At 62.9% G+C, this 26,068-nt stretch carries 21 protein-coding genes; 6 read left to right on the top strand and 15 right to left on the bottom strand.

Features of this window, described 5'->3' with window-relative positions; all coding sequences use genetic code 11:
* The 12 genes from icmH to tssB form a co-directional block, all read right to left on the bottom strand.
* Nucleotides 1-1,476: a type IVB secretion system protein IcmH/DotU gene (icmH, locus tag ACMFWR_RS28750; RefSeq protein ID WP_413195777.1), complete on the bottom strand. Its 1,476-nt coding sequence runs from the start codon at nucleotides 1,474-1,476 to the stop codon at nucleotides 1-3.
* On the bottom strand, nucleotides 1,473-2,810 hold the full coding sequence (tssK, locus tag ACMFWR_RS28745) for a type VI secretion system baseplate subunit TssK (RefSeq protein WP_413195776.1): 1,338 nt from the start codon (nucleotides 2,808-2,810) through the stop codon (nucleotides 1,473-1,475). The genes icmH and tssK overlap by 4 nt, the downstream gene beginning before the upstream one ends.
* Before the next feature lie 61 nt (nucleotides 2,811-2,871).
* Nucleotides 2,872-4,578, bottom strand: a complete 1,707-nt coding sequence (gene tagH / locus ACMFWR_RS28740) for a type VI secretion system-associated FHA domain protein TagH (RefSeq protein WP_413195775.1) — start codon at nucleotides 4,576-4,578, stop codon at nucleotides 2,872-2,874.
* Complete coding sequence (locus ACMFWR_RS28735) at nucleotides 4,575-5,123, bottom strand: DUF6931 family protein (RefSeq protein WP_413195774.1); 549 nt, start codon at nucleotides 5,121-5,123, stop codon at nucleotides 4,575-4,577. The genes tagH and ACMFWR_RS28735 overlap by 4 nt, the downstream gene beginning before the upstream one ends.
* 10 nt (nucleotides 5,124-5,133) lie before the next feature.
* The gene (gene tssI / locus ACMFWR_RS28730) at nucleotides 5,134-7,020 is read right to left on the bottom strand and encodes a type VI secretion system tip protein TssI/VgrG (protein WP_413195773.1); all 1,887 of its coding nucleotides are present in this window, start codon (nucleotides 7,018-7,020) and stop codon (nucleotides 5,134-5,136) included.
* 219 nt (nucleotides 7,021-7,239) lie between these two features.
* Nucleotides 7,240-10,116 (bottom strand): type VI secretion system ATPase TssH, encoded by a 2,877-nt coding sequence (tssH, locus tag ACMFWR_RS28725; RefSeq protein ID WP_413195772.1) that lies wholly within the window; start codon nucleotides 10,114-10,116, stop codon nucleotides 7,240-7,242.
* Nucleotides 10,117-10,148: 32 nt separating this feature from the next.
* Nucleotides 10,149-11,165, bottom strand: a complete 1,017-nt coding sequence (gene tssG, locus ACMFWR_RS28720; protein ID WP_413195771.1) for a type VI secretion system baseplate subunit TssG — start codon at nucleotides 11,163-11,165, stop codon at nucleotides 10,149-10,151.
* Nucleotides 11,129-13,015 carry a type VI secretion system baseplate subunit TssF gene (gene tssF, locus ACMFWR_RS28715; protein WP_413195770.1) on the bottom strand — a complete coding sequence of 629 codons (1,887 nt, stop codon included), beginning with the start codon at nucleotides 13,013-13,015 and terminating at the stop codon, nucleotides 11,129-11,131. The genes tssG and tssF overlap by 37 nt, the downstream gene beginning before the upstream one ends.
* A gap of 17 nt (nucleotides 13,016-13,032) precedes the next feature.
* The gene (tssE, locus tag ACMFWR_RS28710; RefSeq protein WP_413195769.1) at nucleotides 13,033-13,536 is read right to left on the bottom strand and encodes a type VI secretion system baseplate subunit TssE; all 504 of its coding nucleotides are present in this window, start codon (nucleotides 13,534-13,536) and stop codon (nucleotides 13,033-13,035) included.
* 145 nt (nucleotides 13,537-13,681) lie between these two features.
* Complete coding sequence (locus tag ACMFWR_RS28705; RefSeq protein ID WP_413195768.1) at nucleotides 13,682-14,185, bottom strand: Hcp family type VI secretion system effector; 504 nt, start codon at nucleotides 14,183-14,185, stop codon at nucleotides 13,682-13,684.
* Nucleotides 14,186-14,318: 133 nt separating this feature from the next.
* Nucleotides 14,319-15,821 (bottom strand): type VI secretion system contractile sheath large subunit, encoded by a 1,503-nt coding sequence (gene tssC, locus ACMFWR_RS28700; RefSeq protein WP_413195767.1) that lies wholly within the window; start codon nucleotides 15,819-15,821, stop codon nucleotides 14,319-14,321.
* A gap of 8 nt (nucleotides 15,822-15,829) precedes the next feature.
* On the bottom strand, nucleotides 15,830-16,372 hold the full coding sequence (gene tssB / locus ACMFWR_RS28695; RefSeq protein ID WP_413195766.1) for a type VI secretion system contractile sheath small subunit: 543 nt from the start codon (nucleotides 16,370-16,372) through the stop codon (nucleotides 15,830-15,832).
* A gap of 34 nt (nucleotides 16,373-16,406) precedes the next feature.
* Between tssB and ACMFWR_RS28690 the strand changes: the two genes are divergently transcribed.
* The 4 genes from ACMFWR_RS28690 to ACMFWR_RS28675 all read left to right on the top strand — a co-directional run bounded on the left by ACMFWR_RS28690 (nucleotide 16,407) and on the right by ACMFWR_RS28675 (nucleotide 20,719).
* Nucleotides 16,407-16,766 (top strand): hypothetical protein, encoded by a 360-nt coding sequence (locus ACMFWR_RS28690; protein WP_413195765.1) that lies wholly within the window; start codon nucleotides 16,407-16,409, stop codon nucleotides 16,764-16,766.
* Between the two features lie 72 nt (nucleotides 16,767-16,838).
* Nucleotides 16,839-17,990 (top strand): hypothetical protein, encoded by a 1,152-nt coding sequence (locus ACMFWR_RS28685; protein WP_413195764.1) that lies wholly within the window; start codon nucleotides 16,839-16,841, stop codon nucleotides 17,988-17,990.
* Nucleotides 17,987-18,907 carry a DUF3365 domain-containing protein gene (locus ACMFWR_RS28680; RefSeq protein WP_413195763.1) on the top strand — a complete coding sequence of 307 codons (921 nt, stop codon included), beginning with the start codon at nucleotides 17,987-17,989 and terminating at the stop codon, nucleotides 18,905-18,907. The genes ACMFWR_RS28685 and ACMFWR_RS28680 overlap by 4 nt, the downstream gene beginning before the upstream one ends.
* Nucleotides 18,908-19,126: 219 nt before the next feature.
* Nucleotides 19,127-20,719, top strand: coding sequence for a serine/threonine-protein kinase (locus ACMFWR_RS28675; protein ID WP_413195762.1), 1,593 nt, complete (start codon nucleotides 19,127-19,129; stop codon nucleotides 20,717-20,719).
* 15 nt (nucleotides 20,720-20,734) lie between these two features.
* On the opposite strand, the gene ACMFWR_RS28670 is transcribed toward ACMFWR_RS28675, so the two are convergent.
* From ACMFWR_RS28670 to ACMFWR_RS28660, 3 genes are all read right to left on the bottom strand, one after another.
* Nucleotides 20,735-22,369 carry a methyl-accepting chemotaxis protein gene (locus ACMFWR_RS28670; RefSeq protein WP_413195761.1) on the bottom strand — a complete coding sequence of 545 codons (1,635 nt, stop codon included), beginning with the start codon at nucleotides 22,367-22,369 and terminating at the stop codon, nucleotides 20,735-20,737.
* Between the two features lie 269 nt (nucleotides 22,370-22,638).
* On the bottom strand, nucleotides 22,639-22,926 hold the full coding sequence (locus ACMFWR_RS28665) for a HigA family addiction module antitoxin (protein ID WP_413195760.1): 288 nt from the start codon (nucleotides 22,924-22,926) through the stop codon (nucleotides 22,639-22,641).
* Between the two features lie 11 nt (nucleotides 22,927-22,937).
* A complete protein-coding gene (locus ACMFWR_RS28660; RefSeq protein ID WP_413195759.1) occupies nucleotides 22,938-23,216 on the bottom strand; it encodes a type II toxin-antitoxin system RelE/ParE family toxin in 279 nt (92 codons plus the stop codon).
* 193 nt (nucleotides 23,217-23,409) lie between these two features.
* Between ACMFWR_RS28660 and ACMFWR_RS28655 the strand changes: the two genes are divergently transcribed.
* On the top strand, nucleotides 23,410-24,810 hold the full coding sequence (locus ACMFWR_RS28655; RefSeq protein ID WP_413195758.1) for an amidase family protein: 1,401 nt from the start codon (nucleotides 23,410-23,412) through the stop codon (nucleotides 24,808-24,810).
* A 323-nt stretch (nucleotides 24,811-25,133) separates the two neighbouring features.
* The gene (locus tag ACMFWR_RS28650) at nucleotides 25,134-25,916 is read left to right on the top strand and encodes an alpha/beta fold hydrolase (RefSeq protein WP_413195757.1); all 783 of its coding nucleotides are present in this window, start codon (nucleotides 25,134-25,136) and stop codon (nucleotides 25,914-25,916) included.
* Nucleotides 25,917-26,068: the final 152 nt, after the last annotated feature.

Genomic DNA, 26,068 nt, shown 5'->3' with positions numbered 1-26,068 from the left:
TCAGTTCTCCGGGATAAACATGATTTCGACGCGACGGTTGCGCGCGCGATTGGCAGGCGCATCGACCGGTGTCGCGATCGGTTGCGACGAGCCGGCCCCGCTCGCTTCGAGCCGATGCGGGTCATCGAGTCCCTGCGACAGGATCGTCACGGTGTTCTGCGCGCGTGCGCTCGACAGCTCGAAGTTGTCCTTGAACTTGAGCGATCGCACGGGCTGGTCGTCGGTGTGTCCGACGACGACGACGCGCCCGCGGACCTGGTTCAACGCCCACGTAATGCGATGCAGCAAGGCAATTTCGTTGGCTGCGATATCGGCGCCGCCCGACGGGAACAACTCGGCCGCGGACAGACGCACGGTGTCGCGGCCACCCGCCTGTTCGTCGATGCTCAGTTCGCCCGCCTGTTCCTCGGGTGCGAGCAGTTGCTTGAGCGTCTTGCGGGCCACGGCGGGTGTCGCCACCGTTTGCGGCGGCGGCGCGTTTTCGAGGCCGATCGCTGCGAGCTGCGCGCTCACAGGTGCCGACAACGCATTGAGCCTGGTGAAGAAGTAGAGGAACGCACCGAGCAGGAGTACCAGGGCTGCGATGCCCACGATCCAGATCGGCACATGCCGCATGACGGGGTTGCGGCGATCCTCAATGCCGCGCCAGTGCGGCGAAAGTTCGGCGGCGGGTGCTTCACGCAGGCTTCGGATGCGGCGATACAGGTCATCCTGAATGTCCGCAAGACGCGCGACACCGCCGGGCTCGACCAGATATCGGCCGCCGAACCCGAGCGCGAGGCAGATGTACATCAGCTCGATCAGGTCGAGATGCCTCGAGAAATCCGCGCTGAGCCGGTCGAGGATCTGGAAGAACTTCGCGCCGCCGTACGCTTCGCCGTGGAATGTCACGAGCAGGGTCTTCTGCGCCCAGCCGCTCGACTCGCCCCAGGGCGCGTTGTTGACGGCCTCGTCGAGCATCGTGCAGAGGACATACCGAGTGGCAAGTATCGTCTGCGCCGCGATACCCGCATCGTGTGCCTGTTGTTCGAAGCGGCGGACCTGCTCGACGGCCTGTTCGCGCAAGCGCGCGATGTCCGACGGCATCGAGACGCTGTGCCGCAACTGGACCGTCAGCAACAACAGGGGATTCGCCGCGCGCACGAGCGGGTTTGACACGCCGCTGATGAACTCACCCAATTCGGCCCGTGACGCGATCGATGCGATCGATGCCATCGATGCTCTCGCCGCACCCGAAGTGACGTTCGGCTCTGCGCCGTAGGCCTGCGACCGGTTCGTCTGTACCGTGCGCGCCGAAGGCTGAGCCAGCGTCTGCGCCTGGCCGCCGGATTTCACAATCCGCGTGACATCGTCCTGGCCGCGCGGCATGACCACGCGTGTCGCGTCATCGTTCGCGTCCTGGCCAGCGTTCGCGCGCCGCTTGACCACCGTGGCCCCGTCAAGCGGCGTCGATTCGTCGTGAAGTTCGTTGCTCATGTGCGTACCGCCCACAGTTGCAGATCAAGACCTGCGAAGCCGCTGCCGAAATGCATCGCGATGCCGCCCGATGTCCTCAGCGTTCGCCACATCGGCGAGTTGCGGTCGCATTCGAAATACAGATAGCCCGAGGTGTAGGGCAACTGGCGAGGTGCGACGGCCATCGGCGATACACCGATCCCCGGCAATTGCAGATTGACGAGGTCGCGGATTTTCTCGACGGGACCGATCTTCGATTGGGTGGGCAGTTGCCGGCGCATGTCCTCGGCTTTGAGATCGGCTTTCGCGGCCAGCACGAATGTCGCCGTATCAAGCAGCGTGAGATCGGGTACGACACCGACCCAGACGCCGTATTTGCGTTGCTGAAGCGCAATCGCGACGGCGTTCTTTTCGAGTACTGCGCTCAGTGCGATGCGCAACGCGGCGATCACGGGCGCGAAACTTTCGCGCAGCGCGTCGTGCCGATACGGCGGGAACGCCTGGGCACGCTTGCCGGGCGCAGTGAACGTGGCCAGTTCGCCCGCCAGTTCGAGCAGCAGCCGGTAAAGCGCTTCGGGATGCTGGAGTGGCGCCTCGGCGAGATGGGCGACGAGCGGCTGATAGCGATTGATGACCTGAAGCATCAGGAAGTCCGCGATCTCCGCCGCACCGCCGCGGTCCGTCTCCGAGACACGGCTGGCGAGCGCTTCACCGCGCTGATGCAACAGGCCCAGCAGTTCGGACAGGAATGTGACGAGCCGGTCAGCACCATCGGTCGTCAACGCGGTCGGCATAAAGCTCTCGTCGAGCACGACGCGGCGATCCGCACGGCATTCGACGACCTGCGCAACCGGGATCCTCATCAAACCTTCGAAGGGTTGCGAATCGGGTTGCAAGCGCGTCGCCATGCCCGCAACCTCAAGCGCAGTCAGGCCTTCCATGCTGCCCGATGCATCGCGTACCTCGGCTTCACGGACGCGATAGCGGAACAACCCGTCGGCAAAGGTGTTCGGCCATGCGCTATCGGGCTGCGTCGCCGAACGCAACGGCAAAGTCAGGTGCACGACCTGATCACGCCAGTTGGTATCGATATCGAGCGGCGGCGGTAACGGGTCGTCTCCCGGCATCGAGAACGGCGTGCCGTCAGGGAACACGCCGCGTGCGCGCTTGATGCCGAGCTTGCCGATGGACAGCAGGTCTGTTTCGATCTCGAGCTCGGTGAAGCCCCACGCGTGGGGACGCAGCGCACCTGCTCGCAGCTCGACATAACGCTCGAAATAGCGCTCCTGTTGTTGCAGATGTTGTGGCCTGAGGAACAGTCCTTCGCTCCATACCACCTTGTTGCTCTGGTTCATATCGATCTGTCCGATCTTTGTGATCTATGTGTGATCTATGCGATCTATGTGATCTGTCTGACTACTCGCTGCGCGCTTTGAGGCGGCCGAGCTGGGCTTCGTACGCGCGCGCAAATTCATCGCCGAACAGACGCCGGAAACATTCGTCGGGGTTCTGCGTCAGCGCCGCGAACTGCGCCTTGTAGCGATCCCATTGCCGTGAGCGCCCGCCCAGCGAAAAGCGCCGCGCATCGCCGTCGGTCTGTTCTTCGATCCTCGCGGGATCGAAGTGCGCGAGCAGCGAGTCGAACGCGGACCGCACGCCGGCGAGCATGGCCATCTGGTGATTGCGGATATCGTCGGCCGCATCGTCGAGCGCGGCGCGGCCCGACAGAAATGCGCCGCTCGATGCGGTGAGCAGCTTCGCGACGGCGTCTTCCGCGCTTGGGGCGAACTTGAGCGGGTTGTTCTCCGAGCGCTGAATCAAGGTGGCGGGAAGCCGGAAACTGTTCTTGAGTTCGGCACGGGCTCGCAGGACGTCCATCATCGCGTCGACGGCAATGACGAGCAGCGGCATGAGATCCGTATCCGCGCTCGACACAGAAGGTGGAGCAGCCGGTTCGCCGATCGCGGGCGATGGTTGACGCGCCGATTTCTCATCCTCGGCTTCGTGATCAGCTTTGTGATCGGCCTGATGCAGCGTAGCCCGCGACGCGTCTTTCATCGCCGGAGCCGGTATTTCCGTGACACGCACGGGTAACGGGTGCGATGCTGCCGATGTCGCCGGGATCGGAGGTATCGCAGGTGTCGTCAGCGTCGCCGGTGTCTCAGGTATCGCCGATGTCACAGACATCAGCGGTACCTCGGTTATCGCCGACGGTCCCGATACCGGCTGCGTCGCTCCCCTGTCGGGCGATGGCGTGACCGCGGACTCATCCCTGGCAACAGGCTCGCGATGCACCTCGACATGCGTCGCATTCCAGTCATCGGGCAACAACGGCGCACTCGATGGTCCGGGCTCGGGCGCCGGCGGTCGAAAGCGGTCCGACAACGCAGGCGTATGACTCCAGATCGGCGCCGGCGGCTCGGCGACCCACGGCGCCTCGAGATAGGACGACGGTGCATCGAACAGCGCGAGCGGATCGAGACTCATACCTGGTGCTGGCATATTGCCGCCACCGGGTATCAGACTCTCGGCATATTCGGCTTCATTCGACAAGACAGGCTTGCCCGACACACCCAGGTCGCTCAGGAACGCGCTGTCGTCCAATGCGCCGTTCGACTTCGCGTAATCGCGAGCGCCATGACGCGGCGTGGCATCAACGGGCTCTGCGTGCAGTGCATCCGGCGACTGCAAGCCCCGATCGTCATTGCCACCATTGCCGCCCTTGGCACCGTTGCTGCCGTTGCCGTTCTGACCACTGTCGGACGCGTCGTTCCATTGCGTCTGCGCATCGCCCGGCAGACGCACATCGATATCGAAGGTATCGATCTGGATACGATCGCCATGCTTGAGCGCTGCCGGCTCCCCTTTGCGCATAGGCGCGCCGTTGAGCAACATGCCGTTCGTGCTGCGATCCTCGACGAAATACATGCCGTTCAAGTAGCGCACGAGCGCGTGGACTCGCGACACACCGTCGGCACTCAGCACCCAGTCGCAGTCTTCGGAGCGGCCGATGCTGCCGTCGCGTGCATCGAAGATGTGCTCAGCATGCCCACGGGCCTGACCGTCCTTGCGACGGCCCGTGTCGCCGGACAAGGCCAGCGTCAATGGTTGCACTGCGCTCATTGCATCCCTCCGTCAATCCGTTCCGGTCCGTCAAGCAGACCTATCGCATCGGCCACGAACCCCCGACGTCTCGCATCGAACTGCGCGGCAACGCGCGCCGCGAGATACGAGAGCGCGGCCATCGCGGCAATGGCACTCAGATGGGGCGGCACCGGCGTCGGTCGTTCATCGCGCGGATTCAGATTGCCGCCTGTCCATCCTGCGCATGCGGCAACCCACGCTCCGATCGAGCGATAGCGATGCGCGCTTGCGAAAGCGAGTGCTTCGCGACGCCGCGCTTCGTTGGGTTCGCGCACCCACGCCTCCGCCAGTTCGAGCCCCGCGCGATCCAGTGCATCGAGCACTTCGCGCCGGCAGCACTGGCAGACCCACGCAACGGCGTAGCGATGAGGCAGCAGGCGCGCCAGCAGACCGAGTGCATCGCCCGGCAGGCCCGCATCGAGCAATGCCTGCACGGCGGCGCGCGGCGACATCGCGGGCACCAGGGCGGCCAGTGCCTGAGCGGAGAGCCGCATCTGCATCGCGGCATCGAGAATGAGGCTCATGTCCGTGGCCTCACAGGATCATCGGCGCCGCACCACCGAGCACTGCGGTGGCCGTACCGATCAATTGCAGATTGGTCGACTGAACAAGGCAATCGGCCTCGGACTCGATCTCCATCGCGGCGATCGAACTCATATTGAGGTTCGCCTTCGAGTTGATCTCCATCGCGAGCCCCGACGACAGCGTGACGTTCATCTCGCCATTGATCGTGACGTTGGTGCCCTGGATATCGATCTCGCCGGTGCTGTTCATCGTGATGCTGGCCAGCCCCGTCACCAGCTTGATCTGCTGCCCAGCGGTCAGCGTGTAGTTGCGCGCAACCTGTACGTCGTGATCGTTCTCCGACTCTTCGCGCAGATCCTTTTGCGCGTGGATCAGTACCTGCTCGCTGCCCATCTGGTCTTCGAAACGGATCTCGTTGTAGTCTTCGCTGCCGCCGCCGGCATGGCTGCGCGTGCGTACGCCGCTCTGTGTCTTGTTGCCGGGCAACGCGTACGGCGGCATGTTGTCGGCGTTGTAGACGCTGCCGATGATCAACGGCCGGTCGGGATTGCCATCGAGGAAACTCACGACGACCTCCTGCCCGACACGCGGAATGAACTGCGCGCCCCAACGCTTGCCTGCCCACAACTGCGCGACACGCACCGGACACGAGTTCTGCGCATTCGGCTTGCCCGGCCGGCTCCAGAAGAACGTCACCTGCACGCGCCCGTATTTGTCGACCGAAATGTCTTCGGGCGTATCGCCTTCGACAACAGCCGTCTGCACGCCGGCGATGACGGGCCGGGGCGTGACCGGCATCGTCCGAAACGGCTGACGGCTCCGAATGGCCCGGAATTCGCAAGCAAACGGGGCCTCGCCATCATCCGTGCCGCCACCGGCCGCGTAGTCCGGCTCGACGAGCCGAATGGTTGTCTCGGTGACGAGATATTCCTGATTCGCATCCGCGAGCGGAAAGTCCTTGAGACGGAACAAAGCGCCCGTCGCGAGTCCATAGGCGTCGGTCGTGCCGTGGCTCAACGAGAGCGGCACATTCAACGCGTCCGCGCGAACCTGTGCGTAGTGCTGACCGTCGGCAAGGCGTTCGTCATACCCAACGTAGTCGTAGCCGTAGTCATAGGTATCGAGCCCGGTCACACTGTGCATATCGTCCTGGTCGCTGGGTACCTCGGTCACGACGAGCGAGGCCTTGGGCTTCAGGTAGTCGTAGTCGTCGAGCTGCACACGGGTCGAATTGACCGCGCGGGCGGTCTCCCACTGCGCGATCGACGCCTTCATGCGTTTGCCGTGTTCGATCGGCGGTGCATAGGGAATCTGTTCGAAGCCAGGCACGGTCGAGTGCGCACCCAGCGCATCGGCCAGCACCATCGTGTGCGTGCTCTGCGTATGCGTGAAAAAGTAATAAATCCCTTCCTGTTCCATCAGGCGGCTGATGAAATCGAAGTCGCTCTCGCGGTACTGCACGCAGTAATCGCGCGTGACATAGTTACCGGTCAGGCTGAGCTTCAGGTCGCGATAGCCGATATCAGCGAGGACAGACTCGATGATCTGCGGCGCGCTCATGCTGCGATAGATCCGGCAGTCGCGGCGGCGCGTCGCCAACCAGGCCTTCGGAACGAGATGGAACACGTACACGGCGTAGCGCACGTTATCGATCTTGACGAAGCCGCGCTGCTCGCCTTCGTTGACGATGCCGTTGAAGTAGCGCTCGCCGCCCTGCGGATTCAGCACCTTCACCGTCATCGGCGTGCCGAGCAAGGCGCGCAAGTCCACTTCGGGGTCCTTGCACAGCGCTTCGAGGCGATAGGAAAAAAGGCGACCGAGCGATTCGGTCGCACTCATATTGGCGAACAACAGTTCGCTGCCGAGATTGGACGTGAGCGTGATTGCGTGTGCCATGGCCTGATCTGAATATCGATGCGTGTCGATACCAGAACAGCCGGGCTTTTCGCTTTATTCCGCCCGGATGTGCCGGGTCGTGCTGAGCCTTGACGAGCGGGGCCGATCAAGGCGCCCATGGCCCTTGACACTGCCTTGCCCATCGAGGTCGGTCATCGGGGTCGCCCGAAGCGACTCGATTCGGAAGAAGGCCCGACGCACGATCGAGCCGCCCCTCGCTTACACGGTTGCCTGTTCCTCCGCCGCGGACGCGTCCGCGGCATGCGCATCCGCATCGTAGCGATACGCAAAGTCGCCATCGACAACATGGACGCTGACCCGCTCGATCGTCTGGCCGCGCAGGGTGCGGACGAGAAACTCCCGGCTGATGGCCGGCAACATCGTGTTCGTCAGAATCGCGTCGATCATCCGGCCGCCCGATTCGCCTTCGGTACAGCGGCTCACGACAAGCTGCACGACGTCGTCGCCACAGTCGAAAGGAATGCCGTAGCGGGCAGCGATACGCCGCTCGATCCGGCCGAGCTGGAGCTTGATGATCCTCGCCAGCATGGCGTCGCTGAGCGGGTAATAGGGGATGGATACCAGGCGTCCGAGCAAGGCCGGCGGGAACACGTCAAGCAAGGGTTCGCGCAGAGCCCTGGCCATTGTCTCGGCGTCGGGCCGATCGGGGGTGTGGCTGCAGAGCGCGGAAATCGCTTCGGTGCCGACATTTGTCGTGAGCAGGATCAACGTGTTCTTAAAGTCGATCGATCGTCCTTCGCCGTCTTCCATGACACCTTTGTCAAAGACCTGGAAGAACAGCTCGTGCACGTCGGGGTGCGCCTTTTCGACCTCGTCGAGCAGCACCACCGAGTAAGGTTTGCGACGCACGGCTTCGGTCAACACGCCGCCTTCGCCGTATCCGACGTATCCGGGCGGCGCGCCCTTGAGGGACGACACGGTGTGCGCCTCCTGGAACTCGCTCATATTGATCGTGATGAGATTGTGCTCGCCGCCGTAGAGGGCCTCGGCGAGCGCGAGCGCCGTCTCTGTCTTGCCGACACCCGAAGTACCGGCGAGCATAAAGACACCGACAGGGCGATTCGGATTGTCGAGGCCTGCGCGCGAGGTCTGAATGCGCTTGGCAATCATCTCCATCGCGTGATCCTGTCCGATCACACGCTCACCCAGCGTCGGAGCAAGATTCATCACAGTCTGCAATTCGCTACGCACCATGCGGCCGACCGGAATGCCGGTCCAGTCCGCGACCACGGCGGCGATCGCCTGTTGGTCGACGCTCGGCAGAATCATCGGCGACTCGCCTTGCAATTCGCTCAGGTGTGCCTGCAACGCCTTGAGTTCGGCAAGCAGCTCCGCGCGCTGCGACGGGTCCAGCCCCATGGGTGCGTCGCCACGGGGCTTGTCGCTGTCGGGCATGTCAGCGTCTTGCGCGTCGACACGACGCGCGACGACTTCGGGGGCATCTGCATCGGACAGATCGACGCCACGCGAACCGGTATCGAGGTGGGACGCAGCGTCGACTTCACGCGCCGCATCGACGGGCAGCGCCTCGCCTCGCAGACGAGCCCGCGATGCCAATATCTGGTCGACCAGCGCCTTTTCCTCGGCCCAGGCCCGCTCGAGTTCACGGCGCCGTTCATGCTGGGCTTCGAGCTCTACCGCGACCCGTGCCTCACGCGCCTCGACGTCGATGCCCACACTCTTCTCGCGCTGAATGATCGCCTGTTCCGTCTCGAGCGCCTCGATATGCTTGAGCGCATCGTCGATATGTGCCGGCACCGCATACTGGCTCACCGCAACCCGTGCACATGCGGTATCGAGCAGACTCACGGCCTTGTCGGGCAACTGGCGCGCAGGAATATACCGATGTGACAGCCTGACCGCGGCTTCGAGCGCTTCATCGAGAATCTGCACGCGATGATGCCGCTCCATGACGCTCGCCACGCCGCGCATCATCAGAATGCCTTTGTCCTCGCTCGGTTCATCGATTTGCACCGTCTGGAAACGGCGGGTAAGCGCGGGATCCTTTTCGATGTGCTTGCGGTATTCGGCCCATGTGGTGGCACCGATCGTGCGCAGATTGCCACGCGCAAGCGCCGGCTTGAGCAAATTCGCGGCGTCCCCCGTTCCAGCTGCGCCCCCCGCACCCACTAACGTGTGCGCCTCGTCGATAAACAGAATGATGGGCTTCTGCGACGCCTGAACCTCGTCAATGACCTGGCGCAGCCGGTTTTCGAATTCGCCCTTCATGCTTGCGCCGGCCTGAAGCAGACCGACGTCGAGCACGCGAACCTGCACGTCCTTGAGCGGCGGAGGCACATCGCCGCGTGCAATCCGCAGCGCAAAGCCCTCGACGACCGCCGTCTTGCCGACGCCCGCCTCGCCGACGAGCATCGGGTTGTTCTGGCGCCGCCGCATCAGGATGTCGATCACCTGGCGAATCTCCGTATCGCGCCCGACGATCGGATCGATGCGGCCTTCGCGCGCCTGGCTGGTCAGATCGACCGTGAATCGCTGGAGCGCCTGCTGCTTGCCCATCTGTGGCGGCGAGATGGCGTCGCTTGCCTCACCGGGGGTCGCACCGCCCGCATCGAAGCCGTCGCTGGCTTGCAAATGGACTTCAGGCGACTTTGCGACGATCTCGGCAAATGCATCCTCGAGTACATCGACGCGGACCTTGGCGAACTCCGGCGACAGCGCCTGCAAGGCATGGCGCAGATGGCGCGTACGCAACATGCCGACGACCAGATAGCCCGTGCGCACCTGCGACTCGCCGAACATCAACGACGCAAAGACCCAGCCCCGCTCGACCGCTTCCTCGATCTCGGCCGCGAAGTCCGAAATGCTCGTGCTGCCGCGCGGAAGCTGATCGAGTGCCGCTGTGATGTCGCGCGCAAGACGCGACGCATCGAGGCTGAAGTGACGCACGATCCGGTGCAGGTCGGAGTCCTGCAACTGAAGGATCTGATGAAACCAGTGCGCGACCTCGACGTTGGGGTTCCCGCGCAATTTGCAGAAGACGGTAGCGCTTTCGATGCTGCGGTACGCAAGCGAATTGAGCTTGCCAAATAGCGCGCCGCGATTGATCTCAGCCATGCTTGCGATCCTTTTGAGTCAATAAAGAGTGTTCATTGCACGGGCGTCAGCACGGCCTCGTCGGCATCGACCGGCCGCGGATATCGGCCCAGCCATGCGTTGAGTCCCATGCGCGCACCGCGACCCAGGTGCGAAAGGGGTACTTCCTCTCGCTTGAGCACGAGCTGGACGTCCCAGCCCTTTTCTTCGCCGGCGTAAAGCTTGACGGCCGCCGTGAGTTGCTTGAGGGCATCGCCGCCCGGCATAAAGCCGTTGAATTCGCTCTGCGTCAGCGGCCCGATGCGCAGACGAAAGCGCTGTTGCGCGCCCCGCGCATGCGCACCGAGCATCGCGTTGCTGCCGAGGTTGGCCATCGACGACCCCATGCGCAAATGCGCGTCCTCAGGCACCCGCATCCAGCCCACGACGAATTCGATGACACGCACGGCGACACCGAAGTAATGCTCGAGAAATCCCTCAAGGCCTTCGGCATTGCGCGCCTGCGGGACAAGGCGCCCCGCAAAGAAGCGCTTGTACTGATCCGGCAACGCATCGCGCGAGGCCAGGTGGGGTGTCGCCATGCCGATCAGCGCACCGATATACGTCCTGAAGCGATCCTGCTCCGGCCGATCCCATTGGACGGTCGGCTCGGCATCGGCCCATGCGCGATAGAACAGGCTCAGCATGCGATGGTGAAAGATGTCGGAGAACGCCACCATCGTCGGGTCGTGCGCATTGCGCTCCCGATCGATCGCGTGCTCCGTCACATGAAGCGGCATCGCGCCATTCGGACCGAACAGGCCGAGAAAGAGCCCGTACAGGCGACCTGGACCACCGTTCTCGCCGGGCTCGAAGCGATCGATATCGCGCGGTGCGAACTCGAGCGATGCGGCATGCGCGAAGCGAACCGGGTCTTCGACGGGCTTGGTCGAGTGGCCCAGTCGCGGGTGGTCGGGGTACGCGCATTCGAGCCGCCGCGCGGCTTCGAAAAACTCGAAGTCGTGAGGACGTTGCGCGAGCGCCTGCTCGAGCGCTACAGGATCGGGCGTTTGCCGAGCTGGGCGGGCCATCGAGCCACCTCGTTCCGTTCAAGCGTACGCAATACCGTCTCCGTGAAGGCGTTCAACGAGACGTAGCGCGCGAAGAAGTGTTGCAGTACGGACGCGAGCAGAAACGCGCTGCTTCCCTCAAACGCCGCGTCGGCGCAGGTCAGCGCGATCTCCAGGCCGCGACCATATGTAATCGGTCCGGGTACAGGCACTCGTCGGGTGACCGGCTGTGCCGCGACTCGTTTGATGCCTTCGATCTGCCTGCGTGCGCTCGCGTCGAATTCGTCGTGATAGAGCGTCAGCATTTCACGCAGCGCGGCAGCGCCCTGCTCGCCATCTTCGTCGAGCAGCGACAGGTAGTTAAGCTGCAGATGGCTGATGAGGCGCCACGCCGTCTCGCCCGTTGCGATCGACGCGCGGGGTCGCGTCGGACCCGCCACGCATCGAATCGACGCCACAGGGGCGTCCGTGTCGAGCGTGAAGTCGGTGTACGACTTTCCGACCGGCATATGCAGCGGCAGATCGCGATTCGTGCAGAGCAAGCGCAGGCCGATCTGACGCAATGAGGTCGCGTAGGGTGCGTCGTTCGCGTCGACGAGCGAGATAAAGGTCTCCGTGCCGATGTAGCTCGAACGCGCGCCGCGCTGCTTCTGCCGCGACGAGAGCAGACGCGGTTCGCGCCGCAAGGTATAGAACGCGGACTGCCCGCTGTGCCAGGTGCGCGCCGTATTCCCGTAGAACGGCAGGAATGTCTGCTCAGGCTCCTGTCGATCGCCAAAGCCCTGTACATCGATCACGCTATGCACTTCGAAGTCCATCGGCCGCGTGCGATCGCCGAGCACGTGATATTCGGTCTCGCCATGCGTGAGGTGAATACGGTCCGCGCGACGCTCGAACAGGTTGACTGCCGGTGCGCAGAACAGCCGGAAGTTGCGAACATCGATCGCGTTATGAAGTCGCGTCACGCTGCGATCGAGCCAGACCACCAGATCGAACGCCTGTGCGTTCGAACGCGACAGCATCGCCTGAAGGCCCGTGAACTCGGCAAACAGAAACCGCTCGGGGCACGCGAAATACTCCTGAAGCAAACGGTAACCGCTGAATGATCGATCGCCGTAAGGCAACATCGCCTGGTCTTCTTCAAAGCCGTAGGCACGCAATGCATCGGCAGGCCAGGTCTTTTCGACTACGGCCCCATCTTGATTGGCGGCGCGCGCGGTGTAGCCCGCGCCATTCGCCAGCAGTTGCTCGTAAATCAGCTTCGGCAAATCGTCGGCGCCCGCGAGGTAGATTGGCAAGCGATCCAGTGCAAGGCGATTCAACGGCATGCCGGCCAGCGTCTTGAAGCGCAGGCGCACGCCGGCTCGCACGGTGCGGCCCGCCGGGGGATTGAACCCCGCAGCGGCGAGCGCCGCGGGCGAGTCGATATATACGGCATCGGTGAGCTCCAGCGGCCACAGCGCCACCTCATGCGCGGTGCGGTATTCGCATGCGGTACGGTCGCCAAACTCGATCAGGCTGCGCAAGGGCGTATGCCGTGCAATGACATGCCCGTCGGGCGGCAAGTCTTCGGCCTGATCCGGATGGAACTGAACGACGGCCATCGACGGAATCGGCGCGAGATAGTGCGGGTAAATCATCTCCAGCAGGTGCTGCGTAAACACCGGGAATTGCGCGTCGAGCTTGAGCTGGACTCGCGCCGCGAGAAAGGCGAAGCCCTCGAGCAGCCGCTCGACATAGGGGTCCGCGCACTCGACGCCATCCATGCCGAGCCGGCCGGCGATCTTCGGGTACTCGTGCGCGAACTCGGCGCCCATTTCGCGCACATGCTGGAGTTCGCGGTTGTAGTAGCGCAGCAGTCGTGGATCCATCGTGCTTGTCGGTCTGATTAACCCGTGCGTTGTGAAACCCTGAACTCCCCTGTCTCGAGATCGACATCGGTGCTCAGGTACAGACTCAGTGGAATCGGTTGCGCCCACATCTGCGCCTCGATCCTGAAACTCAGCGAACGGCTGTCCATGCGCGTGTCGTCGATCGCCGCGGTCACTTGCACGGTCGATCCGATCAGCCGCGGCTCAAAGTCGAGCAGCGCCGTTCGGATCTGCGCCTGCAAGCCGCCTGCGTCGATCGTCGACAAGGCCATGCCGGCCAGATCGGGGATGCCATAGTTCAGTACGGAATTGCGGACCTGCGGCAGCCCCTCGAGGTCCTCTTCATTCCATGCCCGCGTGCAATTGAGCAGTGCCGCGATGTCCCGGGTCACCGACTCGCGCAGCTGCGCGCCCGTCACGACGCGTTCGACGCGCCGCTCGTCGCGCTTCGCCGGTTCGAGATCGGTCAGGCGATCGAACAGCGAAGGCTGCAGGCGTTCCTGCGGTGTCAGCTCGGCCATCGTGAACTCGAAGGGGGTGGATTCAAATCAGGTGACAGCGGGTGCCGAAGCGACGCCGCACCGCCACGAAGAATCGGAATACGGCGGCCACAGCGATAGCGACAGGGACGCGCAGAACGCGCCCCTCGCACGCGCAACACGTCGCTTACTGCTTCGCGACTTGCTGGATATCGAAGGTGAAGTCCTTCGTACCGCCGCTTGCCTTGCCTTCGTCGTCCTGCGGCTGGAACGAATACTTGAACTTGCCGAAATGCAGCGTGATGTTTTCCGTCAGGCGTTCATCGCCACCGCTGCCGCCCGTCGAGACCGACGTGATCAGAACCCCTTCGCTCAGCTCGATCGTCAGAAAGTCGGTCTGCTGGCCCGTCGCGTTCGTGACGTACAAGTAGGCGTTGTCGAGGCGTGCACCCGTGCAGACCGCATTGAGAATCGCGTTCGAGCAGCTGTCGACGTACTTGGTGATCGTGATGTCCTGAATGTTCGCCTTGCCGCCCGATGCGTAGCCCGCACCCGTGTGCAGGTTGCCGGTATTGCTCACGCCCCACGACCACGCGATGATCGGCACCTGGTTCTTGTGCTTGGAGTGGTTCGAAGCGCCCTGGATCGTCACCGCGCCGGAGCCGAATTTAAGATGCATGTCAAAAGCCATGAGGACCTCTAATCGTCAGATGATGAAGATGCTCGTCAATGCGACGAACGTTAGGAACCGAAGCGACGTGGCCTCGATAAACAGATTGAATCCGCGGCCCCGAAAGGCCTGTTGCATATGCTGCTTATTCGGCTTACGCCGCTTGTGCCGACGGCAGACGTGAAACCAGGCGCAACGACACCGTGAGCCCTTCGAGCTGGTAGTGCGGCTTGAGGAAGAACTTCGACGTGTAGTAGCCGGGGTTGCCTTCGACTTCCTCGACGACGACTTGCGCGGCCGCGAGCGGCTTGCGCGCCTTCGTTTCTTCGCTCGAGTTCACCGGGTCGCCATCGACGTAGTTCATGACCCAGTTCGACAGCCAGCTTTCCATCTGCTCGCGCGTGCTGAACGAGCCGATCTTGTCGCGCACGATGCACTTGAGGTAGTGAGCGAAGCGGCTGCAGGCGAACATATAAGGCAGACGAGCCGACAGATTCGAATTCGCGGTCGCCGACGGATCGTCGTATTCCTCGGGCTTCGCGACCGACTGCGCACCGATAAACGCGGCGATGTCGGAGTTCTTGCGATGCACGAGCGGCATCAGGCCCATCTTGTCGAGTTCGGCCGAGCGGCGATCGGTGATGGCGATCTCCGTCGGGCACTTCATATCGACGCCGCCGTCGTCGCTCGGGAAGGTATGGACCGGCAGATTTTCGACGGCGCCGCCCGATTCCACGCCGCGAATACGCGTGCACCAGCCGTATTGCTTGAACGAACGATTGATATTGACGGCCATCGAATAAGCGGCGTTTTGCCACGTGTATTTCGCCGACGTCGCGCCCTGGGTGTCTTCTTCGAAATCGAACTCTTCGACCGGATCCGTTTTCGCGCCGTAGGGCAGTCGCGCCAGCGTGCGCGGCATCGTCAGGGCCAGGTAGCGCGCATCATCGGACTCGCGCAGCGAACGCCAGCCCGCATAGTCCGGCGTCGTGAAGATCATCGACAGATCGCGCGGGTTCGCGAGTTCGTTCCAGTTCTCCATGCCAAGCAGGCCCGAATCGGCTGCGGCGAGAAACGGCGCGTGCGCAGCAGCGGCGATCTGCGAAATGCCTCGCAGCAGCTCGATGTCCTGCGGACTGTGATCGAAGTAGTAGTCACCGACCAGGCAGCCGTATGGCTCGCCGCCGAGCTGACCATATTCTTCCTCATAGATACGCTTGAACACCGGGCTCTGATCCCACGCGACGCCTTTGAAGCGCTTGAGATTTTTGGCCAGATCCTTCTTCGACACATTCATCACGCGGATCTTGAGCATCGGATCGGTTTCCGTGTTCGTCACGAGATGATGCAGGCCGCGCCAGGCGCCTTCTAGCTTCTGAAACTCCGCGTGATGCATGATGGCGTTCAGCTGCTCGCTGAGCTTGCGATCGATCTCCGCAATATAGGCGTTGATCGTCTGCGTGAGGTCGTCGGACACGACGCGCGAGTCCGTCAGCACCTGCTCGGCAAGCGTGCGCACGGCGGCTTCGACTTCTTCCTTCGCGCGCTCGTTCTTGGGCTTGAAGGCCTTGTTGAGCAGGGCCGCGAAGTCATTGTCTTCAGCGATGGCGGCCTGCCCGCCCTGTTCGCCGCGTTCGACTTGGTTCTGGCTTTCCATGGTCCCTCTTACTCCTTGACAGATGAGCTATCGTCGGCGTCCGAGCCCTGAGGCACGGCCTTGGGTGCAGCGGTCAGCGACTGCAGTAGTGCCGGGTCCTTGATCGCTTGAGCGATGAGTTTTTCCGCGCCACTCTTGCCGTCGAGATACGTGCCGAGATTGGCAAGCTGCGTACGCGCCTCAAGCAACTTCGCGAGCGCGTCGACCTTGCGTGCGACAGCGGCCGGGGAGAAGTCGTCCATGCCCTCGAATTCGATATCGACCTCGAGGTTGCCCTCGCCGGTCAGCGTGTTCGGCACGGTGAAGTTCACGCGGGGCTTCATCGATTGCATGCGACTGTCGAAGTTGTCGACGTCGACCTCGAGTGCCTTGCGCTCCTCGATCGGAGGGAGCTCGCCTGCATTGGCGCCCGACAGATCCGACATCACGCCCATCACGAACGGGATCTGAATCTTTTTCTGCGCGCCATACAGTTCGACGTCGTATTCAATTTGCACACGCGGCGCCCGATTGCGCGCGATGAATTTCTGACTGCTCTGCTTGGTGGCCATGCGCTGGCTCCTTTGGGAGGCATAGGGTTGCGGGATGTCGAAGAGCGACGTGCCCAAATCTGCACCGCGCCCGTCGAGCACTGCGGATCGCTTCAAAGCGTGTCGTGTCTTCATGCCTTCAGAACAGCGCAGCTTCGAGAACTATTCCATCGGATTCGAATGCTTTGTGTCCGGCGCCGTGTCACGCCTTGAATGCATCTGCAGTGGTCTGCGCACCAGAGAACATTCGGAGTGCGGCGGATATTCCATCGGTGTCGCTCCATGCGTGAATGGCATCGGGCAGGGAGACGATTCGGAGCGCACGGGGAAGTCGCCCGGTGCCGGCCATGAAAAAGCGATCAGCCCGGGCGCGTACATCAGCCGCCTCGGCATGCCGGACATCTCTGTGGAATAAACCCTGGGGGCCGCGTGTTCTGGCGTTACCTGCGTTCGGAATGGAACGCGCCCTGCCAGGACGAACCCCGACATGACACGCACCCCGAAACGCCCCTTAGCGGGCCAGCCCCTCGGTATTCCGCAAGCATCGGCATCGCTTCGCCGATCGTTGGGAGTGTTGTGCTGTGTCGGCTCAATGGGCCTGCCAGTCATTGCACATGCAGCAGCGTGGACATTGGTCCATGTCGACGCGCCCGTGACGGTCATTCATGACAACGCGCGATACCAGACAGGCGCCGGGCAACGTCTCGCACTCAACGATATCGTCGAGACGCCGGCCCACGGTGCCGCGCAGCTTCAAGACGACGAGACGGGGAATCGCGTGGCGCTGGCCGCGAATACGCGCGTGCTGCTGATGCACGACGCACATATTGCGTTGCTCAACGGGTGGCTCAAGGCGACGCATGCCTGTGCAGGCGCGACGCATTGTCTTGCCGGTTCGATCGATACCGCACAGCTTCGCATCAATCTTTCTGATGCCAGCACGGTCGTCGTTGCAGCCGCGCCGCCAGACTATCGCGAAGTCGACGCCGTCTTCAGCGAGAGCGGAATGGCCAGCATCACGGCCTCCGCGAACGCGGCGAAACCACCCGCGCCGCTGAAGCTCAATGCCCCACAGTTTGCGTTGCAAGCGGTTCAAGGCCCGTCGACGCGAAATGAATCGATGACCATCGGATCGAATGCCGATGGGCGCTCGACCCAAGGTTCTGCGTCCACGCAAATGTCGCCGACCTCGCCCGCACCCGCGACATCGGCGTCGACTGCGGTCGCGCCAGCACCTTCGGGCCTTGCCGTATCGAACCGTCCCGACCCGACGTTTATTGCCGCGATGCCCGTAGCGTTCCGCGATGCGTTGCCCGTTCTTTCATCACCGGGCCCGATACGCATGACACCTCCGAGCGACGCTCGCCCTGTCACCTATGACGACGTCTCGGACTGGCTGACGAGCACGCTCCCTGCGCGTCGCGATCCTACGTCGCGATTCGTGGACCGATTTCGCAAGCGTCTCAGCGATGCATCGTTCCGTCGCGACGTCACGGTGCATCTGCACGACCTGCCCGAGTGGCATGACCTGATCTACCCGCCACCGCCACCTCCGCCGCGCGTGATACCGCGCGCTTTGAATAACGCGTCGACGAACGTTTCATCCTTTGCTTACCCTGTCACTCCGTTCCGGCCATGAAACTCACGCTCGCCATCAAATTCAATCTCGTGTTCATCACGATCTTCGCGATCGGACTCGTCGCGGCGGGCATCGTGGCGGACCGCGTGCTGCAGGAGCAGGCGTTGGCCGAGACACGTCACGATGCCGACGTGCTGATCAGCGCCGCCGGCGCGATGCAGAACTACACGGCGCAACACATCACCCCGCTGCTTTCGAATCAGATCAAATACTCGTTCGTCCCCGAGTCGGTCCCGGCGTTTTCAGCGATCGAAATGCTTCAGACGTTGCAGAGCGCGTTTCCGAACTTCTCGTATCGATCGACGATGGTCAATCCGACCAATCCGCGCGATCGGCCCAGCGACTGGGAAGCCGAGGTCATCGCACACTTGCACGATCACCCTGAACTCAAGGAAATCACGGGCCAGCGTCGCACGCCGGGCGGCGATCACGTGCTCTTTCTGGCCAGACCAAGCCGCATCACGGACTCAAGCTGCATGCAATGTCACAGCACGCCGTCGAATGCCCCGAGCACAATGATCGACAAGTACGGTCCGGCGAATGGCTTCGGATGGACGATGAACGAAGTGATCGGGGCGGAATTCGTTTCAGTGCCGGCGTCGGAGCCGATTGCGCGCAGCCGTGCGGTCTGGCGCAGCTTCATGATCGCGCTGAGCATCGTGTTTGCCGTCGTGCTGATCGTGCTCAATGTCATGGTGCACTTGCTGGTCACGCGCCGGTTGCAGGCCTTGTCGCGTGCCGCGGACGAGGTAAGCCTCGGCAAGCTCGACGGCGCGGCGCTTCCCACACGTGGCGGTGACGAGGTCGCTTCGCTCGCGGTGTCGTTCAATCGCCTTCGTACAAGTCTTGTCACGGCGTTCGACATCCTTGACGAAGACCGGGAGGCGGCTACGGTCGTCGATCCGTTGACCCCTTGATGCCTCGATTGTCTGTCGCATTGAGCCCGATGCTTTTGATGCCTTGATGCCTTGATGCCTTGATGCCTTGATGCCTTGATGCCCTGATGCCCTGATGCCCTGATGCCCTGATGCCCTGATGCCCTGATGCCCTGATGCCCTGATGCCCTGATGCCCTGATGCCCTGATGCCCTGATGCCCTGATGCCCTGATGTTGAATTATTGTGTCGCCCTCATGCCATGACCAAGCCACCTTCGTCCACGCCGCAGGAAATCGGCCGCTACCGCGTCGAGCGCGTGCTCGGTCGCGGGGCGATGGGCTCGGTTTATCTGGCGACGGACCCGTTGATCCAGCGCCGTGTCGCGCTCAAGACGATACGCGCGGACTTGCTGCAGGAGAGCACGAACGACGACGGACTCTCGAGCGCCGAGTGGTCCGCACGCTTCATCAACGAAGCGCGCGCGGCAGGGCGTCTCGTTCATCCGCATATCGTTGCCGTGTTCGACTACGGCGAGGCAGACGGCACCGCCTATATCGCGCTCGAATATGTCGACGGCGGAAATCTTGCCGAGCGACTCGCGATACAGGCAGGACAGCATGTGCAGACGCCGCTGCTCGAAGCGTTGGTATGGTTCGCACAGCTGCTCGACGCCCTGGCCTATGCGCACGATCTTGGTGTCGTTCATCGGGACATCAAGCCCGCCAATCTGCTGATCGGCGCACGCGGTGAATGCAAGGTCGCGGACTTCGGCATCGCACAGCTCGATACGGGACGTCTGACGGCAGTCGGCATGATGATCGGCACGCCGAGCTACATGTCGCCGGAGCAATACAGCGGGCACGAGGTCGATGCACGCAGCGATCTCTTCTCCGCCGGTGTCGTGCTCTACGAAATGGTGACCGGGCATTGCCCGTTTGCTGGCAACGCGGCCGCGGTGATGCGGCAAGTGCTCGATTCCGTCCCGGCCGCCGCGTCGACACTCGTGCCGACGTTGCCTCACGCGCTCGATGCAATGCTCGGGAAGGCACTCGCCAAACGTCCTGACGACCGCTACGCCTCGGCGCAGGCGTGGCGCGCCGAAGTACTCGATCTCGTCGATGTTTTGTCGGGGCGTAGCGGCGGCGCAAGCGCACACAGCGCGCCGCAGGCCAATCGTGGGAATGTCGCCGCCAGACCCGGGACTGCGGGACTGGCGCGATCGGCAATGTCACCGGCGTATGAAGCGCGGCCGGGTGCGCAGTCGCCGCAAGGTCTGACGCCGCCGAATTCCGCATTCGATGTGGTCAGAAAGCCTTCTGCGTTTTCGGAAGCCATGTTGGCCGATCTTGAACGGCGTCTCGCGAGCCACGTGGGTCCGGTGGCATCGCTGCTCGTCAAACGCGCCGTCGCGCGGTCGACCGACACACGCGCGTTGGCCGCACAACTTGCACGCCACGCGCCCGATGAGGCCGCACGCCGGGAGATCGACGCCACCCTCGCGCGTTACGAGGCGCCTTCCCGCGCATCGGCATCGGCATCGGCGTCTCGCTTGCTATCCACAGGCAAGGCCGATGTAGCCGGGTCAATCCCATCCTTAACGAACGGAAGCGGACATGCGCGCGGGAATGCAGGCGGAAGTGCGAACGCGCACGCCCCCGTCCTCGACAACGATCTCGTCAAGGCGGCCGCGCGGCTACTGGCCTCACACATCGGACCTGTCGCAAGCATCGTCGCTCGGCGCGCGACGCAAGGCGCGGACACCGAGACCTTCTTCAATCGACTCGCGGATGCCGTGCCGGGCACGGCCGACAAGACGGCACTGCTCGTCGATCTTCGCAAGCTCAGGCGTTAGCGGAGGATTAGCGAATCAGGCGGGCTGAGCCATCCGTGTTGTCGAGCGCCGAGCGCCCGGCTCGCCATGCGTGCCGCGTCCGATCGGCCGCTGAACCTGGGACGCACCCGCGGTTTCGTGCGCCAGCTTGAACAACGACACGGCGTCGAGCAGCGCCCGCGCCTGATCCTCGAGCGATTGCGCTGCCGCGCTGGCCTGCTCGACGAGGGCCGCGTTCTGCTGCGTGACCTCGTCCATCTGGGTCACCGCTTGCGAGACCTGATCAATTCCGTGGCTCTGCTCGACGGTGGCGGCAGCAATCTCCTGGATCACGTCGGTCACGTTCTTGACCGAACCCAGAATATCTTTCATTGACGTGCCCGCCTCGGCCACCATGGTGGACCCCGCTTCCACACGCGCGACCGATTGCTCGATCAACAGCTTGATTTCCTTCGCGGCACTCGACGAACGTTGAGCGAGACTGCGCACTTCCGACGCGACCACTGCAAAACCACGCCCCTGTTCACCCGCTCGCGCAGCTTCGACAGCAGCGTTCAGCGCCAGGATATTGGTCTGGAATGCGATCCCTTCAATGATGCTGATGATGTCGTTGATCTTGCCGGAGCTGTCGTTGATCTCGTTCATCATGCCCACGACGCGCTGCACGACACTGCTGCCGTTTTCGGCGGCGGCGAATGCCTTCTTCGAAAGACGTTCGGCTTCACCCGCGTTCTCGGTGTTCTTGTGGACCGTGCTGCTCAGCTCTTCCATGCTGGCCGCGGTCTGTTCGAGCGATGCGGCCTGCTCTTCCGTGCGTGCCGACAGGTCCAGATTGCCTGCCGCCACTTCACGCGTTGCGTGGCCGATCACCTCGCTGCCAGCGCGAACGGCCTCGACGGTCTTCACCAGGCTTTCGCGCATCTTGGCAAGCCCGGTCATCATCTGGCCCATCTCGTCACGCGAATGCGCATCGACACGATGTGTGAGATCGCCGTCCGCAATACGCTCGAAATGCTCGAGCGCGGCAGCCAGCGGACCGCCAATCGCGCGGCGCAGGTTGTTCCAGGCAAACAAGGCAGACAGCACGCCGACACCGATCGCGATCAGGACGATCAGGCGAAAGCGCGAGAACGACTCCTGGTGCGAGTCATAGGTCTGCTTCGCACCCTCGAAGGTCGCCTTCTTGAGCTTTTCGTTGCTGGCCGTGAACGCCGCGTAGTAGTCGTTGTTCTCGAGCGCGGCACGCATGATCGCCTTCGGATCGCCGCCCTTGATGGCATCCGCGAACTTATCGAGTCCTTCCGAGAAAGCGTGTCGCTTGCTCTCGGTTTCTTGCGCCAGACGATCCTGCTCTGCGTCTCGCGACAGTGCCATGTAGTGCGACCAGATTCCCGAAGCCTGATCCGCGAAACCCTTGGACTTCTTGATGATGGCGTCGAGATCCGGTGCCGCCGGATCCAGAGCGGCGCGCAACAAGGCGGCGCGTTGACGCGCCATGACGATCTCGACTTCGCTGATATAGGTCACGCTCGGTAGCGCGTTGCTATACGTTTCGCGGTTGGCGTCGTTGCTGCTCGTCATGCCGAATAGCCCCAGCACGCCGACCAATACCAGAAGAGAGGCAAGCAATGCCATCGCCATGGCGAGGCGGGTCTTGATTGAAACTGTCATGAGGCTTCCTGAAAGCTATCCGAATCGTGTTCCGGGCGACCAGCGTCGAAATTCGACGTCAATCACCTTCGATTACGGCATTGAAAGCCATGACTTTAGGAAAACAGATTATTCAACGAGCGCATAAATGTGAACTGACGCAGCTGTCATTCATCTATGAATCGCCTTGCCGGATCGCAGCACGTCGGAGGGAAGTCTCAACGTCGCCCAACCCTTCCAAAACGCGATCTCAGCTGAACCTTATCGAGTGGGCACACGCCCGGACTCGATCAGCTCGCGTGCCGCGCCAAAGGCTTGATCTTCGGACGCGGTTGTTGTTGCGCCTGCCACAAGTCCCACTGTGCCTGCATCGTGATCCACATTTCAGCGGAGGTACCCAGCCATGCCGAAAGCCTCAGCGCGAGATTCGCGGACACGCCCGATTTCCCGTTCAGCACGTTGGATAGCGTGACACGGTTGATCTGTAGTGCTTCAGCGGCTTGCCCAACGGTCATGTCCTCGGGAATCCACTCGCGCAGCACTTCGCCAGGGTGCGCCGGATTGTGCATCGTCATCATCTTTGCTTTCCTCAGTGATAGTCCTGGTAGTCGACCAGGATCGCGTCTACACCTTCAAACCGGAAGGTCAGTCGCCAGTTTCCGTTGACCGCGATGGACCAGTGCCCCTGGAGATCAGTCTCCAGGCGGTGCAACCGCCACCCCGGAGCGTTCATGTCTTCCGGCCTCGTCGCTGCATCGAGTGCAGTGAGTTGAAGACGAAGTCGACCAGCGTGGTGCGCCTGGATACCTGCCTTCGTGCCTTTCAAGTAAAAACGTTCGAGGCCCTTGTGCCGGAAAGACTTAATCATGGCGAAGTGTAGCCTGTTGCGCTACAGGCTTCAATAGAAATGTTTAGCGACCGCCGATGTTTGCGCATTGATCGACGAGGCCCAATTTGAATCCCCACGTATCTGGCGGCGCGCCAGACACATTGGGATACACATCGTCGCGTCAGCTTGGCTATAACGGCTACACACATCTCGCTCATTTTTCGGAGACACCATGTCCGACCTTTGGCGCCTGCAGGCCAGCGAACTGGCCAGGCTGATTCAGAAACGCAAAGTCTCCGCTCGCGAAGCGGCCCAATCCGCCCTCGGCCGACTCGAGGCGGTCAACCCGATCATTCACGCGATCGTCGAATATCGACCCGATGAAGTGCTCGCGCGCGCGGACGACATCGATCGCGCGCTCGCTCGCGGCGAGGTCGTCGGGCCGCTCGCGGGCGTGCCGGTGACCGTGAAGATCAATATCGATCAGGCGGGCTTTGCAACGACCAATGGCACGAAGCTTCAGAAGGATCTGATCGCCAAGGTCAGCAGCCCCGCGGTCAGCAATCTCGAAAAGGCTGGCGCCGTGCTGCTGGGCCGCTCGAATTCCCCGACGTTTGCCTTACGCTGGTTCACCTCGAACTCGTTGCACGGCAAGACCATCAACCCTCGCAATTCGTCACTCACCCCCGGTGGCTCGTCGGGCGGCGGTGCGGCCGCAGTGACGGCCGGCATCGGGCATGTGGCGCTCGGCACCGACATCGGTGGCTCGGTTCGTTACCCCGCCTATGCGTGCGGCGTGCACGGCCTGCGTCCTTCGTTCGGTCGCGTGCCGGCCTTCAATGCGTCGTCTCCCGAGCGTGCAATTGGCGCGCAGCTGATGTCCGCCGCAGGCCCGATGGCGCGCTCGATCGACGATCTGGGCCTCTCGCTGGCGGCGCTCGCTGCGCCAGACTTGAGAGACCCGTGGCATGTGGCAATGCCGCTGATCGGCGCGGACGTGCCGCTGCGTGCCGCGTTGTGCTTGCGGCCCGGCGGCATGGCGATCACGCCTGAGGTGGAACGCGGCTTGATCGATGCCGCGCGCCGCCTGACTGACGCTGGATGGACTGTCGAAACCATCGACGACACACCGCCGATGGTCGAGGCCGGCCAGTTGCAGGAACGCCTGTGGCTGGGCGACGGTTTCGATGCACTCGCGCAGGCCGTCGCACAGGATGGCGACCCCGGTGCCGCCGCAGTCATCGCTGCCGTACGCGCCAAAGTCGAGAGCATGCCGCCGGACGTGGTCAAGACGTCCCTCGTGCGCCGCACCACGATCACGCGCCAATGGCGTGAGTTCCTCTCGCAGTACGCCGTGCTGCTTGTGCCGGTCTCTTCCGAAACCCCGTTCCCCGATGATCTGGATCGCCAGGGTCAGGCGGGCTTCGATCGCGTCTGGGACGCGCAGCTCACGATGCGTGCGTTGCCAGCGATGGGGCTGCCGGCGTTGGCCATGACGACGGACATCGTCGATGGCGCACCCATCGGCGTGCAAATCGTCGCGGCGCACTTTCGCGAGGACCTGTGCCTGCGTGCCGCCAAGGCGATCGAGGAGCGAGGCGTTCCGGCCTCGCCGGTGGATCCGGTCGCTTAGGCGGGCGCTGCATCATCACCGTCGTCGGGTGATATCGCCACCCTTCGACGGCCCCCACGCCTACGTCCCGTAAGCAAACAGACAGACGATCGCCGCTTGAGCGCAGATGCGCCCAAGCGGGCGTTCGTGCGCGCACCGCTGCCTGTGCCTGTGCCTGTGCCTGTGCCTGTGCCTGTGTTTGTGTTTGTGTCGTCCTCGTTCCTGCATGTCTTCGCATCATCGGTCGTTTGACCGATACCCGTCAGACGGGCCTCCTGCGACGATTCGTTCCGCGTTCAACGATTCACAACCTACTCATCGCTCTGTCACAAAGGACCCAAATCATGCGCTCGATGCTTACCAAAATCGCTGCTTCCGCCATGCTCGTCGGTGGTCTCTTCACGCTTCAGGCTTCACACGCCGAAACGCAGCCGCAGGACCTCAAGGGCAAGACCGTCGTGCTCGTGCACGGCGCATTCGCCGACGGTTCGAGCTGGGAGAAGGTCATCCCGCTGCTCGAAGCGCGTGGCCTGCATGTTGTCGCCGTTCAGAACCCGCTGAGCTCGCTGGCTGATGACGCTGCTGCCACCAAGCGCGCCATCGACGCGCAGACGGGCCCGGTCGTGCTCGTCGGCCATTCGTGGGGCGGTGTGGTGATCAGCCAGGCCGGCAACGACGATAAGGTCAAGGCACTCGTCTACGTGGCTGCGTTCGCACCGGACAGCGGCCAATCGATCAGCGACAAGCTCAAGGGTCTGCCGGCGCCGGTGTGGGCAGGTGAGCTCCAGAAGGACTCGGGCAACTTCCTGACGCTCTCGGAAAAGGGCATCGACGAAGACTTCGCACAGGATCTGACACCGGCACAGAAACACATCGTGTACGCAACGCAAGGCCCGTGGATCGCGAGCGCGATCGATGAGAAGGTCACCGATGCAGCTTGGGAACACAAGCCGTCGTACTTTGTGGTCGCCGACAAGGACCGCATGATTCCCCCGGCACTGCAGAACGCGATGGCCGAGCACATCAAGGCGACGGTGACGCATGCGAATTCGAGCCACGTCGCGATGGTCAGCCAGCCGAAGGTGGTCGCTGACGCGATCATCGCAGCAGCACGCAGCGCGCAATAAGTCTCGACCCACGCCCCGGTCTGCAGCACGTAGCCCGGGGCGTCCGACATGCAGGCGCTGGCCCAGGTTCTGGCCCAGGTTCTGGCCTAGGTTCTGGCTATTAACATCAGCGACCGAACCGCATGCCCACCGCTATCCCCTGGTGGCTTCGG

The sequence above is a fragment of the Pararobbsia alpina genome, from assembly GCF_965118125.1.
Classification (GTDB): domain Bacteria; phylum Pseudomonadota; class Gammaproteobacteria; order Burkholderiales; family Burkholderiaceae; genus Pararobbsia; species Pararobbsia alpina_A.
Note: the sequence above shows the minus strand (reverse complement) of the source record. Positions and strands in the feature narration are given on the sequence as shown.